The sequence below is a fragment of the Virgibacillus sp. MG-45 genome (assembly GCF_036409425.1).
Classification (GTDB): domain Bacteria; phylum Bacillota; class Bacilli; order Bacillales; family Amphibacillaceae; genus LDC-1.
In genome coordinates, this window is the sequence record NZ_JAXOFU010000002.1 from 295,949 (window position 1) to 318,734 (window position 22,786).

At 36.8% G+C, this 22,786-nt stretch carries 20 protein-coding genes and 2 other annotated features; of the genes, 1 reads left to right on the forward strand and 19 read right to left on the reverse strand.

What is annotated here, in order from left to right; genetic code table 11:
• Positions 1 to 13: 13 nt before the first annotated feature.
• Positions 14 to 142 (reverse strand) — a sequence feature (ribosomal protein L20 leader region).
• 100 nt (positions 143 to 242) lie between these two features.
• The 17 genes from thrS to citZ form a co-directional block, all read right to left on the reverse strand.
• Positions 243 to 2,186 (reverse strand): threonine--tRNA ligase, encoded by a 1,944-nt coding sequence (gene thrS, locus SPK86_RS03725; RefSeq protein ID WP_330948678.1) that lies wholly within the window; start codon positions 2,184 to 2,186, stop codon positions 243 to 245.
• A gap of 96 nt (positions 2,187 to 2,282) precedes the next feature.
• Positions 2,283 to 2,511: a binding site (T-box leader), on the reverse strand.
• A gap of 62 nt (positions 2,512 to 2,573) precedes the next feature.
• Complete coding sequence (ytxC, locus tag SPK86_RS03730; RefSeq protein ID WP_284139801.1) at positions 2,574 to 3,425, reverse strand: putative sporulation protein YtxC; 852 nt, start codon at positions 3,423 to 3,425, stop codon at positions 2,574 to 2,576.
• A 205-nt stretch (positions 3,426 to 3,630) separates the two neighbouring features.
• Entirely contained in the window at positions 3,631 to 4,557 is a 927-nt protein-coding gene (gene dnaI, locus SPK86_RS03735) for a primosomal protein DnaI (protein ID WP_330948679.1), read from the reverse strand.
• A gap of 20 nt (positions 4,558 to 4,577) precedes the next feature.
• Positions 4,578 to 5,939 carry a replication initiation and membrane attachment family protein gene (locus tag SPK86_RS03740; RefSeq protein WP_284139803.1) on the reverse strand — a complete coding sequence of 454 codons (1,362 nt, stop codon included), beginning with the start codon at positions 5,937 to 5,939 and terminating at the stop codon, positions 4,578 to 4,580.
• 39 nt (positions 5,940 to 5,978) lie between these two features.
• Positions 5,979 to 6,443: a transcriptional regulator NrdR gene (gene nrdR, locus SPK86_RS03745; protein ID WP_284139804.1), complete on the reverse strand. Its 465-nt coding sequence runs from the start codon at positions 6,441 to 6,443 to the stop codon at positions 5,979 to 5,981.
• A 40-nt stretch (positions 6,444 to 6,483) separates the two neighbouring features.
• On the reverse strand, positions 6,484 to 6,867 hold the full coding sequence (locus SPK86_RS03750; RefSeq protein WP_284139805.1) for a cytosolic protein: 384 nt from the start codon (positions 6,865 to 6,867) through the stop codon (positions 6,484 to 6,486).
• Positions 6,868 to 7,065: 198 nt separating this feature from the next.
• The gene (locus SPK86_RS03755) at positions 7,066 to 8,094 is read right to left on the reverse strand and encodes a glyceraldehyde-3-phosphate dehydrogenase (protein ID WP_284139806.1); all 1,029 of its coding nucleotides are present in this window, start codon (positions 8,092 to 8,094) and stop codon (positions 7,066 to 7,068) included.
• Positions 8,095 to 8,276: 182 nt separating this feature from the next.
• Positions 8,277 to 8,876 (reverse strand): dephospho-CoA kinase, encoded by a 600-nt coding sequence (coaE, locus tag SPK86_RS03760; protein WP_284139807.1) that lies wholly within the window; start codon positions 8,874 to 8,876, stop codon positions 8,277 to 8,279.
• 37 nt (positions 8,877 to 8,913) lie between these two features.
• Complete coding sequence (mutM, locus tag SPK86_RS03765; protein ID WP_330948680.1) at positions 8,914 to 9,738, reverse strand: DNA-formamidopyrimidine glycosylase; 825 nt, start codon at positions 9,736 to 9,738, stop codon at positions 8,914 to 8,916.
• A gap of 12 nt (positions 9,739 to 9,750) precedes the next feature.
• The gene (gene polA / locus SPK86_RS03770; protein ID WP_284139809.1) at positions 9,751 to 12,387 is read right to left on the reverse strand and encodes a DNA polymerase I; all 2,637 of its coding nucleotides are present in this window, start codon (positions 12,385 to 12,387) and stop codon (positions 9,751 to 9,753) included.
• 75 nt (positions 12,388 to 12,462) lie between these two features.
• A complete protein-coding gene (locus SPK86_RS03775) occupies positions 12,463 to 12,600 on the reverse strand; it encodes a hypothetical protein (RefSeq protein ID WP_284139810.1) in 138 nt (45 codons plus the stop codon).
• Positions 12,601 to 12,669: 69 nt separating this feature from the next.
• A complete protein-coding gene (pnpS, locus tag SPK86_RS03780; protein WP_284139811.1) occupies positions 12,670 to 14,046 on the reverse strand; it encodes a two-component system histidine kinase PnpS in 1,377 nt (458 codons plus the stop codon).
• The gene (locus SPK86_RS03785; RefSeq protein ID WP_284139812.1) at positions 14,043 to 14,735 is read right to left on the reverse strand and encodes a response regulator transcription factor; all 693 of its coding nucleotides are present in this window, start codon (positions 14,733 to 14,735) and stop codon (positions 14,043 to 14,045) included. The genes pnpS and SPK86_RS03785 overlap by 4 nt, the downstream gene beginning before the upstream one ends.
• A gap of 128 nt (positions 14,736 to 14,863) precedes the next feature.
• Positions 14,864 to 15,340, reverse strand: coding sequence for a MaoC/PaaZ C-terminal domain-containing protein (locus tag SPK86_RS03790; protein ID WP_284139813.1), 477 nt, complete (start codon positions 15,338 to 15,340; stop codon positions 14,864 to 14,866).
• A gap of 211 nt (positions 15,341 to 15,551) precedes the next feature.
• Complete coding sequence (mdh, locus tag SPK86_RS03795; RefSeq protein WP_284139814.1) at positions 15,552 to 16,490, reverse strand: malate dehydrogenase; 939 nt, start codon at positions 16,488 to 16,490, stop codon at positions 15,552 to 15,554.
• A 21-nt stretch (positions 16,491 to 16,511) separates the two neighbouring features.
• Complete coding sequence (gene icd / locus SPK86_RS03800; RefSeq protein WP_284139815.1) at positions 16,512 to 17,783, reverse strand: NADP-dependent isocitrate dehydrogenase; 1,272 nt, start codon at positions 17,781 to 17,783, stop codon at positions 16,512 to 16,514.
• A gap of 163 nt (positions 17,784 to 17,946) precedes the next feature.
• Positions 17,947 to 19,065 (reverse strand): citrate synthase, encoded by a 1,119-nt coding sequence (citZ, locus tag SPK86_RS03805; protein ID WP_284139816.1) that lies wholly within the window; start codon positions 19,063 to 19,065, stop codon positions 17,947 to 17,949.
• Positions 19,066 to 19,373: 308 nt separating this feature from the next.
• Between citZ and ytvI the strand changes: the two genes are divergently transcribed.
• A complete protein-coding gene (ytvI, locus tag SPK86_RS03810; protein WP_284139817.1) occupies positions 19,374 to 20,489 on the forward strand; it encodes a sporulation integral membrane protein YtvI in 1,116 nt (371 codons plus the stop codon).
• A 7-nt stretch (positions 20,490 to 20,496) separates the two neighbouring features.
• Here the strand turns inward: ytvI and SPK86_RS03815 are convergent, their stop codons facing one another.
• The gene (locus SPK86_RS03815; RefSeq protein ID WP_284139818.1) at positions 20,497 to 20,886 is read right to left on the reverse strand and encodes an FxsA family protein; all 390 of its coding nucleotides are present in this window, start codon (positions 20,884 to 20,886) and stop codon (positions 20,497 to 20,499) included.
• A gap of 88 nt (positions 20,887 to 20,974) precedes the next feature.
• Positions 20,975 to 22,735, reverse strand: coding sequence for a pyruvate kinase (pyk, locus tag SPK86_RS03820; protein WP_284139819.1), 1,761 nt, complete (start codon positions 22,733 to 22,735; stop codon positions 20,975 to 20,977).
• Positions 22,736 to 22,786: the final 51 nt, after the last annotated feature.

The following is a 22,786-nucleotide window of genomic DNA, read 5'->3' on the forward strand; positions in this document are numbered from 1 at the left end:
CACCGATCCTATGACAAGTAAAAAAGTGCAGGTACAAAATTGCACCCACACTTCTCCATAATTGTATATGTTAAAGAAAATAAAACCAGTCAACAGCAACATGCGTTGAACAGGTGAGAAGCGGGTGCTTCTACTTGTCTCAGATCTTATATAATTTATTCAACTTATACATCATAGCATACGAATTCTGCTTCGTCAACTGCGCTTTAGAAATTCATTGTACTGTTCTAATCTTTTCAGAACTATTTTCTTAACGTACGCTTTTCTATTTCTTCCACAATCAAATCCTCAAAAGCATGATATGCCATTGTATCAGATTGCTTTTCACCATATCTTCTCGCATTTACTGACTTATCCTGCATTTCGTTATCACCAACAACTAAAGAAAAAGGTATTTTTTCTGTTTGTGCTTCGCGAATTTTATAGCCGATTTTTTCATCTCGTTCGTCGACACTAACTCGAATTCCTTGGAATTGAAGCTTTTCTGCTACCTCTTTTGCATAATCTAAATGAATTTGAGGTGAAACAGGAATAACTTTTACTTGCACAGGTGCAAGCCAAGTCGGAAATGCACCTTTGTACTCTTCAAGTAAAAAGGCAACAAAGCGTTCCATCGTTGAGACAACTCCGCGATGAATAACAACCGGGCGATGCTCTTTACCATCCTCGCCAATATACGTTAAATCAAACCGTTCTGGCAACTGATAATCAAGCTGAACAGTAGAAAGTGTCTCATCTTTTCCTAACGCTGTTTTTACTTGGACATCAAGCTTAGGTCCATAGAATGCAGCCTCTCCTTCTGCTTCCACATATGGTAGGTTCATTTCTTCCATTGTTTCCTTTAACATTGCTTGTGCTTTTTCCCACATTTCATCATTATCAATATATTTTTCTTTATCATTCGGGTCACGATAGGAAAGACGGAAGTAATAATCCTTAATGCCAAAATCCTTATAAACATGCTGAACAAGGTTTACAACGCGAATAAATTCTTCCTTCATTTGATCTGGACGAGCAAATATGTGCGCATCATTCAATGTCATCGCACGCACACGTTGTAAGCCTGCTAAAGCACCAGACATCTCATAACGGTGCATCATTCCTAATTCAGCTATGCGAATAGGCAATTCTCGATAGCTATGCAGTTGATTTTTATACACCATCATATGATGTGGACAGTTCATGGGTCTTAGCACAAGGTCCTCGTTATCCATTTGCATTTCAGGGAACATATCGTCTTGATAATGATCCCAATGGCCACTTGTTTTATACAGCTCCACACTGCCTAATACAGGAGTATACACGTGATCATAGCCTAATCGTTCTTCCAAATCGACAATATAGCGTTCTATAATACGACGAATGGTTGCTCCTTTCGGAAGCCACATTGGTAGCCCTTGGCCAACCTTTTGATTTACCGTAAAGATTTCCAATTCTTTCCCAAGCTTACGGTGATCGCGTTCCTTCCGTTCTTCTAATATACGCAAATACTCATCTACCTGACTTGGCTTTTCAAACGCTGTTCCGTAGATTCGTTGCAGTTGTTTATTATTACTATCCCCACGCCAGTATGCACCAGATATGCTTAATAACTTAAATGCTTTAATTTTACTGGTTGATGGCACATGGACACCACGACAAAGGTCAAAAAACTCTCCTTGCTTATAAATAGTTACCTGTTCATCTTCTGGAATAGCATCGATTAATTCAAGCTTGAGCGGATCTTCAATATCTTGAAACATTTGCTTTGCTACTTCACGGGATACCTCAATCCGTTCAATTTCAAGATTTTCATCAATAATCCGCTTCATCTCTTTTTCAATCTTTGGTAGGTCCTCTGGAGTAATGGAATGCTGCATATCCATGTCATAATAAAATCCTTCTTCTATTACAGGACCTACTCCAAAATTCACCTCTTTGTATAAACGACGAATCGCTTGCGCTAATAAATGGGCAGTAGAGTGCCGCATTACTTCAATGCCTTCCTCATCCTTATACGTAATAATTTCTAGCTTTCCACCCTTGTCTAGCTTTCTTCGTAAGTCAACAAGCTGCCCGTCTAACTTGATAGCCAGGGCTTGTTTTTTTAGTCCTGGGGAAATAGATGCTGCTACCTCTTCTCCAGTAATTCCTTGTGGATACTGCTTTTCTGCACCATCTGGAAATATGAGTTTAATTTCTGCCATGTTCTACACTCCTTCTTATTTTTTGATCTATTCGTATTCCTTTCATAAACAGAGAAAAGCATAAAAATTAAAAAACGCCCATCCCTCTGCTTAAAGCAAAGGGACGAGCGTTGGTCACGTGGTTCCACCCTATTTCCCGCAAACAGCTTTCGATGCTTACGGCTTTATCTCCTTAACGCAGAGATGACGCTACTATTTACTCTTTCGTTCAACAGTAGAGTTCAGAGGTGGTAATCATTTGCTGGGTAGCGGAAGCTTTCAGCCTTGACTTCCGTCTCTAAACTACGCAGAGACCAAACGATTTCGTCCTCATCATTACTTGTTTTTCATTTACAATGAAATATAAAATTTATTATAGCCTGAACACGCTTTAAAATCAAGGTATATTTATTGATTTTTCAATTGAATTGGGAATGGAAAATCATGATATGGTACAAATTCGACTTTTTCCTGAAAAACATTAATAACGGTCATTGTTTTCGGTTCTGATGGATGGTCTCCATAGATTTTAATTTTATTAGGAGAAAGTGCTATTAATGGCGCTAAATTAAATTCGTCTCCATCCAAACCAACAATGTATAATGGCTCCTTCTTCATAATGGATCGGAGCTCATTTTCTGAAAAACGTTTTCCATCCTTTTTAAAAAATAGAAATGAACTTCCTTGTAAAACATGTATTATTGGATAGCGTGTTTCTTTTTTTAAAATATATTCACGAAGTGTGTTAATAAATTCTTGATGCTCCTCCTCTCGTTTAAATTCATCAATTGCTACACCGACCAAATGAATTAATTGATCACGAAAAGCACGAAGTCGAAAATTAACAATGGAATCATAATGAACAGTAGTATTATTTTTTATATTGGCAATAAATAGGGACAACAGCAAGCGTTTGGAATCTTTCTCATCTTGCATCCACTTCCGATCAATATCTTCACCAGAAAAAATCCATTGTGTTAAATCCATTATTCGTTCAATTTCAATTGCATCTGAATAATAATAACAATCTGTAATAATCGTGTTAATCAATTTTGTTAAACGATGTTCTACAAATACATCTGTCATTGCCTTTGCGATTGCATTTACCATTTCATGCTCGGTTAATTGATACGCAATTTGCAGTCGATTCCCCCAATCTTCGTCGGTTTTCCAATGCAATTCAATCCGCTTACTATAATGAAATAAATACTCACAAAAGCTTATAACCTCTTCATTTGACTCAAAATAAAGCTCCAGCAAACCTACATCACCCTCATCCAAACCAAACTGTTACATTATATGGACATGGTCTTAAAAAAATGTATGGTCTGCTAAAACTAGCAATTATAGTTTTCTTTCTTTCCACTTTGTATCCATTCGCCAAAGCTAGTGAATAGTAATTTCCTATCCTTTTCTAATGGCCACCAAAAAAGACTAGAGAAAATTTCAACTCTAGTCTTTATTATTAAGATCGTCGGTTCTTTCCGAATACAGGAACTTCTGTACTAACTTGACGAATGCGTTCAATTATCCTTCCAGCCTTTACTGTTTCAATCCCATTCCTTGTTGTTGATAGAAGTTCCTCTAGCTGCTCCATACTATAATTAGCTGTAAAAAATACAGGGAGTCGTTCCATCATTCGATATTGTAAAATAGAACCAAGTATTTCATCGCGGAACCAAGCAGATTGCATTTCAGCACCGATATCATCCAACATAAGTACATCTATTTTTTTAAAAAGATCAATTTTTCTATTTAAAGAATCGTCCTTTAAAGAGGCTTTCATCTCTCTAGCTAGCTCTGGCATATAGATCATCATAGATGAAATGTGAAACGTTTTAAGCAAATTAGCCACAGCACCTAAGAAATAGGATTTTCCGACACCAAACGGCCCGTAAAAATAAAGGCCTTTTTGTGGAATACCATCCTTTGCCTGCATCATAAATTTATTAATCTCTACTATTGCCGCACTTCGATTTGGATCCTCGTCAATTTGATTATAATTTGCCTCCAAAATATCCTTTGGCATATACAAGCTCTGAATAAGCTTTTGCTGATTAATTTCTTTCTCATATACAACCCGGTGATGGCACTTTTCATAGGACAAATGAATTTCATTATTCAATACGTCCAAAACAGGTGAATATCCTTTTAACATATTTTTACACGAGCCTAAGGAAGAACAATCTTTACATTGTTTTGTCTGTGTTTTATATTCATACAGCTTAATTAGATTTTTATCTATCTCTCGTCGTGTAAGGTCGGGATATGTAGAAAGAAATGCCTTAATTTCAGGATCCTGTAGCACCTCTTGCTTTATTTTTTCATAGTTTTCCTTAAAATTACCATTTGATTGCATCCACTTTTTAAGTGCTGATTGGACTGGTTCCATCACATTCACCCTTAAAAAAATTATTTATTTTGCTCTCTAGCAAACTTTTCTAGGAAATTAGCCATCGCTTGTTTTTCCTTTGCCACATCAATCGAATTCGAAGCAACGGGAGAGGCTTGTTGCTTTTTCCGATCCTTAAACCAATCAGGCACAACTTCTTTTTTCTCTGTATTATATGTGCGTCCTCGATACGGTTGTTTCGTTTTTGTTCCATTCTGATTCTGATAGCGTTGCTTTTCTTTTTTAGCAAATGCCATTGCTTCCTTCGCTGACGTTAAGTTAGCTCTTGACCAATGACTAGCAATTTTTTCTAAATACGCTTTTGAGAGCTTCATATTTGACTGTAATAAAACATAATGTATCAAAACATTCATTACCGGCGCAGGTAATCCTTGCGCTACCATCACTTCTCGAATCACTTTCATATCTTGCTCTGAAGCACGGTTTCCACTTGATAAATCAGCCAATAACTGTTTCGGTGAAATATGCTCCAGCTCATGAATAAGCTGTTCTTCTTTCGTTGTCGGCTTTTCTACTTGTTGATCAGGACGACTTTTCTCTATTTTTCGCATTAATTGTACAGATGAACCATGATTTTTTCCATTAAACAAATCATGACAAGCTTGCTTAAATTCTTCTGTATCTAGTTCATTCTCCTCTGTTAATGCCCATAGAACTGATTTTTCTATCTCCATCGGCTCTAAATCATATAAAACCATCATTTGCTGCATAATCCGTTTGTTATATCCGGTTAATACACGCTTAGTAGGAATCATCCGTTGCTTCAGCATTTGTTCTATCCAACTAAAATCCAATTCAATAAGTTCAGGTCCTTGCTTTTCATCATTATTAGAAATTGGAACAATATTTTCCATCGTAGGTGAGTAGGTTTGGTAGACATCATTAAATGAAGCTGTTATGTTTCTTGCTGATGACAAAGGCAACGTTTTTTTAGAAAAGCGGTGTCGTAACGATGTATATTTTTGTTCGCCTATATGATGATATAGAAGCTGTGAAAGCATAGCATCTTGAAAAAAACGTTCTGGAGCAAACGGAGGCTGAAGCATGTATATGTAAGTTGTTTGCTTCTCATCCTTATCCTCGTACGTTTTTAAAAGCCCAATTCCTTCAAGCTTAAGTCTAGCTTCATATATTTCATCCAATGGGATATTTAAATAATTCATCAATGTATGATGGGTTTGAGCATCTGCTTCATCTTGTAATGCTTCATCGTGCATTAATGTTTGATAGAGCATGATTGCTTGCATTCCAATTAACGGCTGATAAAGATGGGTCAATGATATGGCATAATTAACAGGAAAACTCCCGTTTGAACAAATATAGTACCCATCGATCGGTAATATTTTACCAATATAGTTCATATAACCCTTCCTTTATCTAAAAGTAATTCAATCGTTTTTTTATTTTTCTTTATCTGAATTAATTAAATCCTTTAATTCATCTAGAAATACACTTAAATCTTTAAACTGTCGGTATACAGAAGCAAACCGGACATAGGCTACTTCATCCACTTCTGATAATCTTTCCATTACCATTTCCCCGATTTCCTTGCTATCTATTTCAGATGCCCCTGTGTTTCGCAATTCTTTCTCAACATCAAGTGCTATAGTTTCAATGGTTTCCATGGAAACTGGACGTTTTTCACAAGCTTTAATTAAACCGCGGATAAGCTTTTCTCTACTAAATTCTTGTCGCGCACCTTCTTTTTTAACTACAATTAATGGTACTTCTTCTAAACGTTCAAATGTAGTAAAGCGGAATCCACATTCCTCGCATTCTCGTCTTCTTCGAATGGCACGTCCTTCTTCAATAGGGCGTGAATCCAAAACCTTAGAATTTTTATTATGGCAATTTGCACATCTCAATTGCTTCACCCCCACAGTTATCCAGTGATCGATTAAATAATTAATTATTTAGTAATGGTAGTTCATTATTCAATTGTTCATAAAGTTGAGTGATTAGTCTTGCACTATAACCAAAATCAATGGGAAGTACAGATTCTGTTGTCACAGAAAAATCAACCGCTGTTCGAAATGGACGCACCATAATAACCGTCGCAACGATAAACGCTTTTTTTCCTTTTTTAACATGAACACTTATCTCTCCATGTTCTTCCGAAATCGCATTTATCTCGTATAACGAATTATCTTGAAACAATCCCTTAACAGCATCCATCGCCTTGTCTTTATTTGATTTATAATACCTCGTTTGAAGCTGATTATCCCAATGCGTATCATTTGTCTCCGCATGATTATTCATATATTTTGATAGTTTATCTCGTAAGGACAATTTATTCAACCCCGTCATCATATCATAATTAATAGAAAAAAATGTATCACATGTGTCTATTTATGACGAAAAAATGTATTCATTTTATTTTAACATGTTTTTTTAATTTCCCCTAGTATATGTATAAAAAAGCAGTTGTTCGATTATATCTGCATACAGATAATCAAACAACTGCCTATCTTCATGTTCAAAATCGATTTAAGAAATTTTCATTTGTTTTTGATGTAAATGGCTTCCTGCATATTTTACTAAATCAAGCACTCGACGTGAGTACCCCCATTCATTATCATACCACGCTAAAACTTTAATTTTTTTTCCGTCCATAACCATTGTTGACAAACCATCTACGACAGCAGAATAATCCGTTGTTGTATAATCAATAGAAACAAGTGGTTCATCACTATAATGGATAATGTTCTTTAGATGAGTATCAGCAGCTTGTTTAAAAGCTAAATTCACCTTGTCTACTGTTACCATTTGCTTGACGTCTACAACTAAATCTACGAGTGACACATTTGGTGTAGGTACCCGAAGTGCCATCCCATGAAGCTTTCCGTTCAGGTGAGGGATAACCTCTCCTAAGGCCTTTGCCGCTCCTGTTGAAGTTGGAATAATAGACTGGGTGCATCCTCGAGCTCTACGCAAATCTTTATGTGGATTATCTAAATTTTTTTGATCGTTTGTAAAGGCATGTACCGTAGTCATTAAACCATTCTCAATCGAAAAGTTATCATCTAATACCTTTACGATAGGTGCTAAACAGTTCGTTGTACAAGAGGCATTAGATATAATCACATCCTCCTCGTTTAACGTTTGTTCATTGACCCCCATTACAATCGTTTTATCTACTTGCTTTCCAGGTGCTGTTATTACCACTTTTTTTGCACCAGCGATAATATGTCGACCCGCTTCTTCCTTTGTTTTAAATTTTCCAGTTGCTTCCACAACAATGTCAATATTATGTTGCCCCCATGGGAGATCTTCTGGTTGACGTGAATTAACTAGCGCAATATGCTGTCCATCGATTTCTAAGCTAGAATCAAGCGCTTTCACTTTTCCGTTAAAAATACCATGGACACTATCATATTTTATGAGATGTGCTAATGTTTCGGGAGGATAACTAGCATTAATTGCAACGACTTCCAATTGATCATCTTGTATAGCCTGGCGAAAAACCATTCGACCAATACGACCAAATCCATTTATTGCGATACGCGTTTTCTTCATTTATAGTCCCCCTATATATGTCATACTTTTTTCAGCTTTTTCCACCAATAGTATAACATATTCATTATAAAAATGCGGGTAACTTTTGCATTTTTAATATGTTTAATTATTCAGAAAAAAATGATTACGATAACATAAATTGAAGAGCTCCTTATGTTCTACATTGGGGAGCTCTCCATGTCTTATAAAATATTCCAACTAACTAAGATTTCACGTAACTGTTGATATGATTCAAATTTTGATCCGTTATTATCAATGACTGCATCGGCAAGCTTCGCCTTTTCAGCCACAGGCATTTGTGCTTGGATACGTTGCATTGCCTCTTCCCTCGAATAAGCGTTTCTCGCCATTAAGCGTTCTAATTGTATTTCCTCATCAACATAAACAACCATCGTTTTATCAACAAGTTGTGTTAACTTACTTTCAAACAAAAGTGGAATATCAAGGACGATACAAGAAGCTCCATTTTTTATTAATGCATCCCGACGCAGAAGCATTTTTTCTCTTACAGCAGGATGAACAATTGCATTAAGCTGTTTTCGCTTTTCCTCATCTGCAAATATAATCGTACCCAGCTTCGGTCGATCAACCGTATGATCTGGACGTAATACTTCTGTTCCAAAGGCTTTGATAATTAATTTGTAAGCCTTCTCTCCTGGCATGACAACCTCACGTGCAATTTTATCTGCGTCAATAACAGGAATATCAAAATCATCAAACATTAAAGAAACCGTACTCTTTCCACTAGCAATGCTTCCGGTTAATCCGATAACTAATGTCATAGATATACTCCTTTTCACGATCGATGTAATAACTTATTTATTTTTGACATGTCATACATACATGTGTTCCACGACCGCCTACTTTTAGCTTTACAATCGCTTTACCACAATTTTTACATGGTGTATTCTCCTGTCCATAAACAAATAGCTGCTGTTGAAACAACCCCATTTCACCTTGCCCGTTTACGTAAGATCGTATCGTTGTTCCGCCTTGCTTTACCGCTTCCTCTAGCGTAATAATAGCTTGCTGTTGAATAGCACGTGCTTCTGTTTTGGTTAGCTTGTTCGCTTTTCTTAACGGATGTACACCAGCTTTAAATAATGTTTCATCAACGTATATGTTACCAAGTCCTGCTACAACCGTTTGATCAAGTAAGACCGCTTTAATAACTCGATTTGTCTTCTTTAATTTTTCGTAAAAGTAAGCGAAGGAAAATTCGGCATCAAATGGATCTGGTCCAAGTTGAATCAAGGGCTTTTGCTTCATTTCCTCGCCCTTGTTCAAAACATGCATGGTACCAAACTTACGAACATCATTATATCGGAGCTCTTGCCCATTCGTAAAAGCAAAAATGACGTGGGTATGTTTTTTAATTGGGTCGTTCGTATCATCCACACTATATTTGCCTTCCATACGCAAATGGGATACAAGTGTATAATCTTCTAGATCAAACAACAAATACTTCCCTTTTCTTCGGATAGCTTGTATCGTTTGTCCACAAAGTATCTGCTTAAATATCTCACTATCGTCTGGACTTTTAATAATTTTGGGCCAGTGCACTTGAATCGAAGCAATTGTTTTTCCAATAACAAATCGTTGTAAAGTTTTTCTAATGGTTTCTACCTCAGGTAATTCTGGCATTCTCGTTTCCCCTTACTTCGCATCAAACCAGCTTTGTCCATAAGCATAATCGACTTTTAAAGGAACTTCTAATTCTACAGTTTGTTCCATACTGGTTGGTACTATTTCTTTTAATTGATTAATTTCCTTTTGTGGTGCTTCTAATATTAATTCATCATGCACTTGCAGCAGTATTCGAGCCTCTAACTTTTCTTCTTTTAGCTTCTCATTAAGATCAAGCATTGCTTTCTTTATAATGTCAGCCGCGCTCCCTTGAATAGGGGTATTCATTGCTGTCCGTTCTGCAAAGCTACGCAGATTAAAGTTTCTGCTTGTAATGTCAGGTAAATACCTTCTGCGATGCATTAATGTAGTGACATAGCCTTGATGCTTTGCTTGTTGAACGATTTCTTCCATGTATTGTTTTACCCCTGGATAGCTTTCAAAATAACGCTCGATAAATTGTTTTGCTTCTTTACGGGTTATCCCAAGATTTTGTGATAATCCGTAATCACTAATGCCATAAACAATTCCAAAATTAACTGCTTTCGCTTGTCGGCGCATATTTGAAGTTACTTCGTCTTTTTCGACGTGGAATACATCCATTGCAGTTTGCGTGTGGATATCCACATCATGATTAAAAGCAGCGATTAACTTTTCATCCTTGGCAATGTGTGCTAATACCCGTAATTCGATTTGGGAATAATCCGCCGCAAACATGATCCAGTCTTTTTCTGAAGGAACAAAGGCGTGGCGAATCTTTCTGCCTTCCTCCAGTCGAATCGGGATATTTTGTAGGTTAGGATCAATCGAACTTAATCTTCCTGTTTGTGTTAAGGCTTGATTAAATCGCGTATGGATTTTATGAGTGTCCTTATCCACTACCTTTAATAAACCTTCTACGTAAGTAGACTGTAATTTACCAAGCTGACGATATAGCAAAATTTTAGGAATAATCGCATGCTCATTCTCAAGCTGTTCTAACACATCTGCCGCCGTTGAATAGCCGGTTTTTGTCTTTTTAACAACTGGAAGGCCAAGCTTTTCAAATAAAATGGGACCAAGCTGCTTTGGAGAATTTAAATTAAAGGTTTCTCCTGCAAGATCATAAATTTCTTCCTCTATCGTTGACAATCGATCTTTTAATTCAGCTTTCATTTTCTTTAAGCGATCTACATCAACCATAACACCTGTATGCTCCATCTCACCAAGAATGAGCGCTAACGGTAGTTCTAGCTCCATTAGAAGCGCATACTGCTCATTATTCTCCAGCTGTGCTCTGATGTCAGCTTGTAAATCAAATAATAGCTTTGTTTTACGAACAACATGTTCTGCTAATATTTCCTGCTCTGGAACCTTTAGCTTTGCTCCCTTGCCATAAACCTCTTCATCGAAATGTACTCCCTTTCGATCCATACGATACGCAATCGCCGGAATGCTATGGTTATTTTCTGAAGGGTTTAATAAATAGGAGGCAAGAAGCATATCAAATACGATTCCTTCCATGTTAATTCCTTTATTCTTAAGCATTACTAATGTTTTTTTGGCATCAAACACATATTTTTCTTTCGTTTTATCTGCTGCCCATCGTTTAAAGGTATCTGATGCTAATGCTACTTTAACCGGGATAAAGTAGGCTTCTTTATCATTTACAATTCCGATTCCTTCAATTGGTGTCTGATGATAATTATCTGTCAACGTCTCCAAAAAAATAGCTTCTTTCCCGGTAAAAGCGTCATCATTGATATGCTCTAAAATAGTAAACGATATTTCCTCTAGCGCTTCTGCATTGTCACCAGAATCTTCTTCCACATCAATTCTCGTTAATAGCGACTGAAAACCGAGATCCTTGAAAACTGGTGAAACCTGCTGAGGATGGAAACCGTCATAAACTAGATCATCTATAGAAATTGTGATAGGAGAAGCACAATTAATCGTTGCGAGCTCTTTACTCATAAAGGCATCCGATTTATGTGTAATTAACTTTTCTTTTAACTTTTTCCCACTTATTTGATCCAATGCTTGATAAATGTTTTCTAAGGTATGGTGCTCTTTTAATAATTTAGTAGCTGTTTTTTGACCAACACCTGGAACACCGGGAATATTGTCTGAAGCATCTCCCATTAATGCCTTCATATCCACAATCTGGTCTGCTGAAAGTTCCATCTTCTCTTTCATAAAGGCAGGTGTATAAACATCAACGTCACTTATCCCTTTTTTAGTTAATGCAACATTTACATGGTCTGATACAAGCTGTAGAAGGTCTTTATCTCCTGATATAACAGCGACATCCCATTTTTTCTCATCCCCTTGCTTTGCTAATGTTCCAATAATATCGTCTGCCTCATATTGATCAAGCTGATAGTACTTAATCTGAAATGCATCAAGCAGTTCTTTCACAAGAGGAAATTGTTCTGATAATTCAGGTGGCGTCTTTTGTCTTCCGCCTTTATATTCTTGATAAGTAGCATGTCGAAAGGTTGTCTTTCCTGCATCAAAAGCGACAAGGATATGTGAAGGCTTTTGTTCCTCCAATATTTTTAAAAGCATTGTAGTAAAACCATAGACTGCATTTGTATAAACACCTTTATCATTATTTAACAATGGTAAAGCAAAAAATGCGCGGTATATAATACTATTTCCATCGATTAAAACGAGTTTTTTCGTCAAGCGTACTGCCTCCTCTTTCACTAATATCTGCTGTTTATTTTATCACTATTTTTCGTGAAGTTAAAAACAATTACTTTAACCGCTCTTATCGCTTTTTTTCAATTCTCTTACTTCATCTTCTAAAATTCGAATTCTTCGTTGCATACGATAAATAGTCGGTAAATATGCAATAATAATTACGATAATAATTAAAGCAATTTCTGCTGCTTTCATTAAGTATTCCCCCTTATTCGTTCTCTTTCTCTTATTATAAAGCAAAACACCCTCTTAGGAGGATGTTTTCTATTCGTGTTGCTTTTTTGGAAGCAAAATTGTAAAAGTAGAGCCTTTTCCATGCTCACTTTCAACGGTAATTTTCCCTTTATGAACTTCGATAATATGCTTTACGATTGCTAGACCCAATCCTGTTCCACCAGTATTTCGACTCCGCGCCTTATCCACACGATAAAAACGCTCAAAAATCCTGCCAATTGCTTCCTGTGGAATTCCAATACCGCTATCTTTTATAACAAACGTGACAAAATCATCTGAATCTAATACAGTGAGCTCCACTTTCCCTTGTGGTCCTGTGTAATTCACAGCATTCTCCAGTAAATTGATTAAAATTTGTTTTACTTTATAACGATCTGCTGTAAATGTAATATTATCATCCATTTTAATGGTCAATTGAATGTTTTTTTCCTCTATTTTTTGTTTAATAACAGGAATTACTTCATCCACTAAATTTCGAATTTCAACTGGTGACACAGATAATTGGATTTCATCCTTCTCTAATCGAGATAAGGTGAGTAAATCATCTATTAAATTTTGCAGTCGTGTGCTTTCCTCATAAATGATGTTAAGAAATTGTCCATTTGTTTCATCGTTTCCGGATTCTTCATCCAATAACGTTTCTGCAAAACCTTTAATAGAAGTGATTGGTGTTTTTAGCTCATGAGATACATTGGCAACAAAATCCTTCCGCATGACCTCTAGCCGCTTTAATTCTGTAATATCATAAAATACAAGCACTGCACCTTTTAGTAAGTTCCGTTCATTGAATATCGGGGCTCCAACTATTTCTATGTGACGTTCTCCTTGTCCACTTGCCTTTGTAAAGGACTGTTTCACATTTCTTTCATATAGAAACGCATCCTGTACAGTACGATGAATCTTTTCGTTTTCAATCACATCATAATATAAATAACCGATATAATCTTTCTGTGTTTTTCCAAACATAGAAAGGAACTTTCGATTCACTAGATGGATATAGCCTTTTCCATCTATTAAAACAAGTCCGCTTTCAGTATTATCTATTACCGTAGAAAGTTGTTCTGATTGAATTTGTTCCTGAATCGATAATTCACTTAAATTTCGTGCAAGTACATTTATTTTTCGTGTAAGCTCCCCTACAATTCCATTTATCGGATGGTGAATGCGTGCACGATAATTTCCCCGAACAAGTTCATCCATTGTTCGTGATGCTTTATGTATTGGTTTAATATAACGGTCAAAGATATGAAGTAATCCTAAAATCAAAATAATAAATTCTACTGCCAAAATAGAGATTAATAATAAAATATCCTCCATGATAAAGCTTAAAAATACTCCACTAAGTACAATAACGACAAATAAACCGATGGCATAACCAAACAGAGATTTAGAAAATATTGCTTTCATGATGTCGGATCCTCCATTTTATAACCCAGCCCTCTTATTGTTTTAATGTACATTGGCTTTCGTGTATTTGATTCAATTTTTTCACGTAAATGACTTACGTGCACATCTACTATACGCGTATCTCCAGCAAAGTCATAATTCCAAACCGCACTTAATAATTGATCTCTGGAAAGCACCTTGTCTTTATTTGTTGCCATATAATAGAGAAGTTCAAATTCTTTTCGAGTAAATAGAATCGTATTACTATCTTTCTCTACTTCGTAACGCTCTGGATATATCGTAATATCACCGATTTGCAAAGATGTAAATTCTTGCACCTTTTTATTCGTTCGTCGTAATATTGCTTTTACCCTAGCGACAACTTCTTTCGGACTAAATGGCTTCGTTAAATAGTCATCCGCACCAAGCTCAAGTCCGAGGATTTTATCTAGCTCTTCGTCACGTGCAGTTAGCATTAATATCGGGGTGTCGATTTTATTTTGGCGTAGACGTTTACAAACTTCCATTCCGTCCATCTCTGGAAGCATCAAATCTAATATGATTAAATCATATTCATTATTCTCCGCTTTTCTCACTGCATCAAGTCCATTGTACGCAATCTCTGTTTCAAAGCCAGATTTTTGCAAGTTAAATGTTAGCAACGTTACAATTGATTGTTCATCATCAACAATTAATACTTTTTGTCCCAATATGCCACCTCACTCCAACAAATGTTCTTTCTATCCTATCACATTCATCTTACAATGAAACGGCAATAAAAGGAACATAAGTTACTGATTGTAAAGAAAAATTTACGTTTGTCTGAAAGAAAACGCTATTAGAAAAAATTCTCCAATGAATTTGCAGTGAGCGAATTTAGCTTATGCGGAGGGCAAACATACATCTTCCCAGAAATGACCTCATCCCCTTCTTCATCAAAGCCTACTGCAGATATTTCAACCATATGGTTGGCGTGATCAATAGAAATTATTTCAACTACGAATGTGATCTCTGTATAATGAAATACTGGTTTAGGGTACGTCATGTCTTGCTTCACGATGTGACTCCCAGGTCCAGGAAGATGCATGGAAATAACTGCGGAAATCATTCCACATAACATGACAGAAGGAACAATCGGTTTGCTATAAGATGTCTGGGAAGCATAATCATGCTGGATATATAATGGGTTTGCATCGTTCGTTAACCCTAAATATAACAGGAGATCCTTATCCTCAATTCGATATACGGACTTATAACGATCACCAATGGCGAGCATATTAATTTGTTTTCCTAGATTTCTCTTTTTTCCTATCATAAATTCACCCCTTTTAATGTAAGCGCTTACTATTGTATCAAATTTTGAGCCATTATACTACCATCCCCCTTGAAACAAACGTGATTTTCATCTATTAAAATAAACTAAGATGGATTTTTAATGCAAGATCTAAGATTATCCATTACCAATAAAAAAGGCTGCCTATAAGTCTTTTTCCAGACTTATAGCACAACCCTTTGATAGCGTGTTTTTACTGTAATACGTGCATGACTTTCTTAACAGAGTCTGCTGATTTATCTAACGCTTCCTTCTCATCAACAGTTAACTCAAGCTCAATAATTTTTTCGATTCCGTTACCGCCAAGAATTGTCGGTACGCCTAAATAGATTTCAGTGTATCCATATTCTCCTTCGAGATATGCGATAGAAGGTATTACACGTCGTTGATCCTTTAATATCGATTCTGCCATCACAGTTAAAGAAGCAGCCGGAGCATAATATGCGCTTCCATTGCCTAATAGATTTACAATCTCTCCCCCGCCTTTACGCGTGCGTTCGACGATTGCATCTAATCGGTCCTTTGGTATTAATGTTTCTAAAGGAATCCCACCAGCATAGGAATAGCGAATTAAAGGTACCATATCATCGCCATGCCCACCTAAAACAAATCCAGTAATATCTTTTACAGAGAGGTTAAGCTCCTGCGCTACAAACGTACGAAAACGAGCAGTATCTAAAACTCCAGACTGACCTATCACTCGCTCTTTCGGAAACCCTGACTCTTTGAATACGGTATATGTCATAGCATCTACCGGGTTCGTTAACACGACAATAATACAATTAGGTGAATAGGTTACAATTTCTTTCGTAACAGCTTTCATAATCTTCGCATTCGTGTTAACAAGATCATCTCTACTCATGCCAGGCTTTCTAGCAATACCAGCAGTAATAATCACTAAGTCGGAATCCTTTGTATCTTCATAGTTTGATGTCCCGATAATTGATGCATCAAATCCTTGAACAGGACTAGCTTCAACCATATCAAGCGCTTTCCCCTTTGTAGGATTCTCCATATCCGGAATATCCACAAGCACAACGTCCCCTAATTCCTTTTGTGCTAACATTAATGCTGTTGTTGCACCAGTGAATCCAGAGCCGATTACCGATATCTTTTTACGCTTGTTCGCCATGATGTAATCCCCCTTTTGTGTTTAATCCATGTTTTTAATAAGTTCATTTCCAAATTCAGAGCATTTTACTTCTGTTGCCCCATCCATTAAACGAGCAAAGTCATATGTGACGACTTTCGAAGCAATTGTTTTATCCATTGCTTTCGTAACTAAATCTGCTGCTTCTCTCCAGCCAAGATGTTCTAGCATTAACACCCCAGATAGAATAACAGATGATGGATTTACCTTATCTAATCCAGCATACTTTGGTGCTGTACCATGTGTTGCTTCAAAAATCGCATGCCCTGTATCATAATTGATGTTTGCACCAGGAGCAATTCCGATTCCTCCTACTTGTGCAGCTAATGCATCTGAAATATAATCGCCATTTAAGTTCATTGTTGCAACGACATCAAACTCTTTCGGACGTGTTAAAATTTGCTGTAAGAAGATATCCGCAATCGCATCTTTAATAATGATTTTTCCTGCTGCTTCTGCTGCTTCTTGTGCTTTGTTTGCGGCATCCTTGCCGTCCTTTTCTACAATGCGGTCATATTCTGCCCATGTAAATACTTTATCACCGAATTCTTCTTCCGCTACTTCATAGCCCCATGCTTTAAAAGCACCTTCGGTAAATTTCATAATATTTCCCTTATGAACAAGTGTAACGCTTTTACGTCCTTCTGTTAATGCGTATTCAATTGCAGAGCGGACTAGGCGCTTCGTTCCTTCTTCAGAAACGGGCTTAATTCCGATACCAGACGTTTCAGGAAAACGGATTTTATGTACACCCATTTCATTTTTCAAGAAATCAATGACCTTTTTCACGTCGTCGGAACCTTTTTGCCATTCGATACCAGCGTAGATATCCTCAGTGTTTTCACGGAAAATGACCATATCTACATCTTCAGGATGCTTAACTGGTGATGGTACACCATCAAAGTAGCGAACAGGACGCAGGCAAGTAAATAAATCTAGTTCTTGACGAAGTGCCACGTTTAAGGAACGAATTCCTCCTCCAATTGGTGTTGTCAACGGACCTTTTATAGCAATTTTATAATCTCTAATTACGTCTAAGGTTTCACTCGGTAACCATTCTCCGGTTTTATCAAACGCTTTTTGACCAGCGTATACTTCTTTCCAAACAATTTCTTTCGTTCCGTTATATGCTTTTTCAACCGCCGCCTCTAATACTTTGCTTGCAGCAGCCCAAATATCCGGACCAGTTCCGTCCCCCTCAATAAACGGAATGATTGGCTGATTTGGAGTTTGAACCTTTCCATTATTTACAGTAATTTTTTCTCCTTTTGTCATGCTACATCCTCCTAGTTAAATAAATTCACAACTATTTTATCATAATGCTACCATGCTTGTTGCTGTCCTTACTCATTTAAGCGCAGCACCCAAACAGATGACTTATCTAAGCAAGCATTATCCAAAAATCATGCAAGAAGCCGGAATACCGGCTTTTTAAGTATTAATTACGCTTTTCAACAGGAATGTACTCTTGTGTATTTGGCCCATTATAATCAGCACGCGGACGGATAAGGCGATTATTAGCATACTGTTCTAAAATGTGTGCAATCCAACCAGAAATACGACTTACAGCAAAAATCGGTGTAAATAAATCATGCGCAATACCTAAGCTGTGATAAACCGATGCAGAATAAAAATCTACATTTGCAGGTAATCCTTTTTCATTCTTAATATACTTTTCAATTTCAACAGACATGTTATACCATTTTGGTTGCCCAGTAAGCTCTGTTAACTGTTTAGACATTTTCTTTAGATGCTTTGCCCGTGGATCCCCGTTACGGTAAACACGATGCCCCATCCCCATTATCTTTTCTTTACGAGCTAACCGTTCTTGGATAAAAGGAATCGCATTTTCTTCTTCACCAATCTCAGAAAGCATTTTCATTACCTGTTCATTTGCTCCACCGTGAAGTGGTCCCTTTAATGCCCCGATTGCTGCGGTAACACCGGAATACATGTCAGAGAGTGTTGCTACACACACTCTTGCTGTAAAAGTCGATGCGTTTAATTCATGATCCGCATGAAGCACAAGTGCTTTGTTTATTGCTTCTTCTTCAATCGCTTCTGGTTCTTTCCCGTTAAGCATATAAAGGAAATTCGCCGCAAAGCTTAAGTCCTTCTTTGGTTTTACAGGCTCCTTGCCATCTCTAAGTCTAGCAAATGCTGCTACGATTGTTGCAATTCTAGCTTGGAGACGAATAGCCTTTCTTTTATTTGCTTCATCCGTCATTAGATCTGCTTCATTATCATATAATCCAAGAATGGATATGGCACTGCGCAATGCCGCCATCGGATGCACGGATGATAGGTCATAAGATTGTAAATGCTCCAGTACCCCTTCTGGAAGCTCCATATTCGATGCAAGCTCTTGTTTGATAGCATCTAACTGTGCTTTATTTGGGAGCTTTTGGTTCCATAACAAATAAACTACTTCTTCAAAGCTAGCGTGCTCGGCTAAATCATCAATCCGATAACCAACATACGTAAGCTGATCGTCAATAATTGAGCTTATTGATGATTGAGTAGCTACAACCCCTTCAAGACCTTTTGTTGATGTCATAACCAACCCTCTCCTTTTTCTATAAATTGTACTGTAACAAATAAAGATGTTACTTTTTTTTGACAATATATTTACGAAAAAACGACATTGTCATCCCCATCCACCATTATAAATGATTATTCAACCAATGTGAATTGAAAGCGATTATTTTCCGATAAGTTCGTTCCCTTAAACGATTTATCTTTTATTAGACGTTTCTGAATGGATGACGAAAGAAAATCAACGATCAATTGTTGGACAACGATTCTAAATGAGCTTGATTTCTCATATGTAAGATTATAAGGGGTTCTATAAAACGAGGTGTTAAAATGTACAAGCATTCATTAGGACAAATTTATCGAAGCTTTTTAGTTTTAATCAGCATTGTAATATTGATATTGTTCATCACTTCTACCCTTCCATATGTTTATCCATTTGTTATTGCTGTGATCATTGCGTTTATTATTCATCCTATCGTTTCCTTTTTAGAACAATCACTTAAATTCCCTCGGACGTTTGCAACGATCATTGTTATGTTTTTCGTTGCTTCATTGCTTGTAATGCTATCGTTTCTTTTGATCTCAGAAATGGTACAAGGAACTGCATACTTAGCGGATAGAATTCCTACCTACTATCAATCATTTATCGCCATACTTGAAGACCGCTTTAAAGAAAGTATCATCCCAATATATAATAAGCTCGCCACGATATTTCAATCGCTTAACCAAACACAGCAGGAAGCACTACTAGAAAATTTACAGAATCTGTCGGGAGATTTAGCTTCCTCAGGTACAGCGCTATTACAGGATTTCTTTTTAAAAATCCCTGTATTTCTTTCTCTTTTACCAGCTTCCTTAACCATCATCATCTTTATAATCCTAGCAACCTTCTTTATTACAAAAGATATGGAACAATGGAAAAAAAGGATTAAAAAAGTAATACCTACCAATTCCAGTAAATATTATCATGCATTGCCTACTCATTTTAGGGAAGCGTTTGCTGGCTATTTTAAAGCACAGCTTCTGCTTATATTGATTACCGCTGGCATTATATTCATTGGTTTATCGTTGCTACAAGTCAAGCATACACCTACAATTACATTTTTTGCTGCAATCGCTGATTTTCTTCCATTAATCGGAACAGGAATTCTCTTTTTTCCATGGATTTTATACACATTTTTAACGAATCATTACGATATGACGATTGGCCTTTGTATTCTATATATGATTATTGTTATATTTCGTCAAATACTCGAACCAAAAATTCTTTCTTCTCATATTGGAGTAAACCCACTTGTAGGTCTAATGATATTATTTGTTGGCATTCAACTATGGGGAGTAACTGGCATTATTATTGCACCATTTTTGCTCATCATTGTAACAGTTATCTATAAGGCAGGTATTTTCACATTACTTTGGGCGTTTATTAAAGGAGAAGCAAAATAAATTCATGCTACCAACGTCGAAAGGTGATCTGGTTATTGTTAATCATTCTTTTAAATAGATAGATAAAAAATCCTTTAAATAGATTTCTACTCCAAGGAAGGACAAGAATAAACCCAACGATATCTGTGAGAAATCCGGGCGTAAATAAAAAAATTGCGCCTACTAAAATACAAATCCCATCAAGAATTTCTTCCCCTGGTACTTGACCATGCCGGAGCGATAATTGAGCGCGTTGCCATGTCTCCATACCTTGTTGTTTTGCAATTGCTAATCCAACTATACCGGTAAGAATAATTAAGGCAACTACCCACCAAGGACCAATCACCCCACCAGCCCAAACGAAAATTCCGATTTCTAAGGCTGGAATGATTAAAAATGCTAATAATAGCCATCGCATATCGTGACCTCTCCTTTTGTTCAAACTAGAATAAGAAAAGGGGGAAGATTAAACCCCCTCCAATTTTAATTAAAGACAATTAATTTAATTATAAAACGCTCGTATGCCCTTTATAAATATCCCCTTTTGTTCCATCAATCGTAATATCTTCTCCATCTTCAATTAACTCTAGCGCTTTCTCAACACCAACAATTACTGGAATACCTAGGCTTAAGCCTACAACCGCAGCGTGTGAAGTTAAACCACCTTCACTCGTTATGATTCCACTTGCTCTTTCGATCGCTGGCATCATTTCTCGATCTGTTCCATAAGTGATAAGAATATCTCCCTCTTGGACACTTTCGTTTGCTTCTGTTGCGGATTTTGCTAAAACCGCTCTTCCATAAGCACTACGCTTTCCAATACCTTGCCCTTTAGCAATGACATCCCCAATAATATGAACCTTCATAAGATTGGTTGTACCACTTTCTCCTACCGGAACACCTGCTGTAATAATCACCTTACTGCCTCGTGTGATTAGATTTTCCTTTAGACCCCGATCAATTGCAACTTCCAGCATTTCGTCTGTTGAATGTGCGGTACCTCCTATAATCGATTGCACACCAGATACTAGACAAAGCTGTCTGTTTACATGTTCAGATGGAGTAACAGCTACAATTGGAGCCTTTGGCCGATATTTCGATATCATACGAGCGGTATGACCACTTTCTGTAGGTGTTATGATTGCACTTACCGATAAGTTCATTGCACTATGTGTAACCGATTGACTTATTGCATCTGTAATCGTCATATCCACTGATTTGGATCGTTGTTTTAAAATTGCGGCATGATCTACTCCGGTTTCCGCTTTTAATGCAATATTACTCATTGTTCGTACAGATTCAACTGGATAATGTCCGGCAGCCGTTTCTCCTGAGAGCATAATGGCATCTGTACCATCAAAAATAGCATTTGCCACATCAGAGGCTTCTGCTCTTGTTGGCCTTGGATTTCGTTGCATTGAATCCAGCATTTGAGTTGCTGTAATTACAGGCTTTCCAGCAATATTACATTTTTTAATTAACTCTTTTTGAACGAGAGGTACATCTTCCGCTGGAATTTCTACACCTAAATCTCCTCGAGCAACCATTAAGCCGTCACTAACCTCTAATATGCTATCAATATTATCTACGCCTTCTTGGTTTTCAATTTTCGGTATAATATGAATATGTGTAGCATTATTTGTTTCAAGTAGCTCTCTGATTTCTAAAATATCTGATGGTCTTCGTACAAATGATGCGGCTATAAAATCAATGCCTTGATCGATTCCAAATTGAATATCATTTGCATCTTTTTCTGTGATTCCTGGTAAATTAACGGAAACATTTGGTACGTTAACACCTTTTTTATTTTTTATTAATCCTGCATTTAATGCTTTCGTTCGGATTTCCTTCTTGTCCATATCAATAGACACTACCTCGAGTTCAATTAAACCGTCATCCAATAAAATTCTTGAACCAGCTTGTACATCATGGATAAGTCCATCATATGTCACAGAGAACCGTTCTGCTGTTCCTTCCACGTCATCCATACATATGATAACTTCTTGTCCTTCCTGAAGCTCGGCCTGACCTTCTTTAAATGTACCGGTGCGAATTTCAGGTCCTTTTGTGTCTAATAGTATCGCGATTGTTTTATCTTTATTTTTTGCTGCTTTACGAATGTTTTCGATTCGTTTTCCGTGTTCCTCATAATCACCGTGGGAAAAGTTTAATCGTGCTACATTCATTCCAGCCTCGATAAGCTGTTCTAATGTTTCAATCGATTCTGAAGCAGGTCCTATTGTGCAAACAATTTTTGTTTTTCTCAATGTATTTCCTCCTTCGTCCAGTTTCATGACGATTATTGTTCTTATTAGATA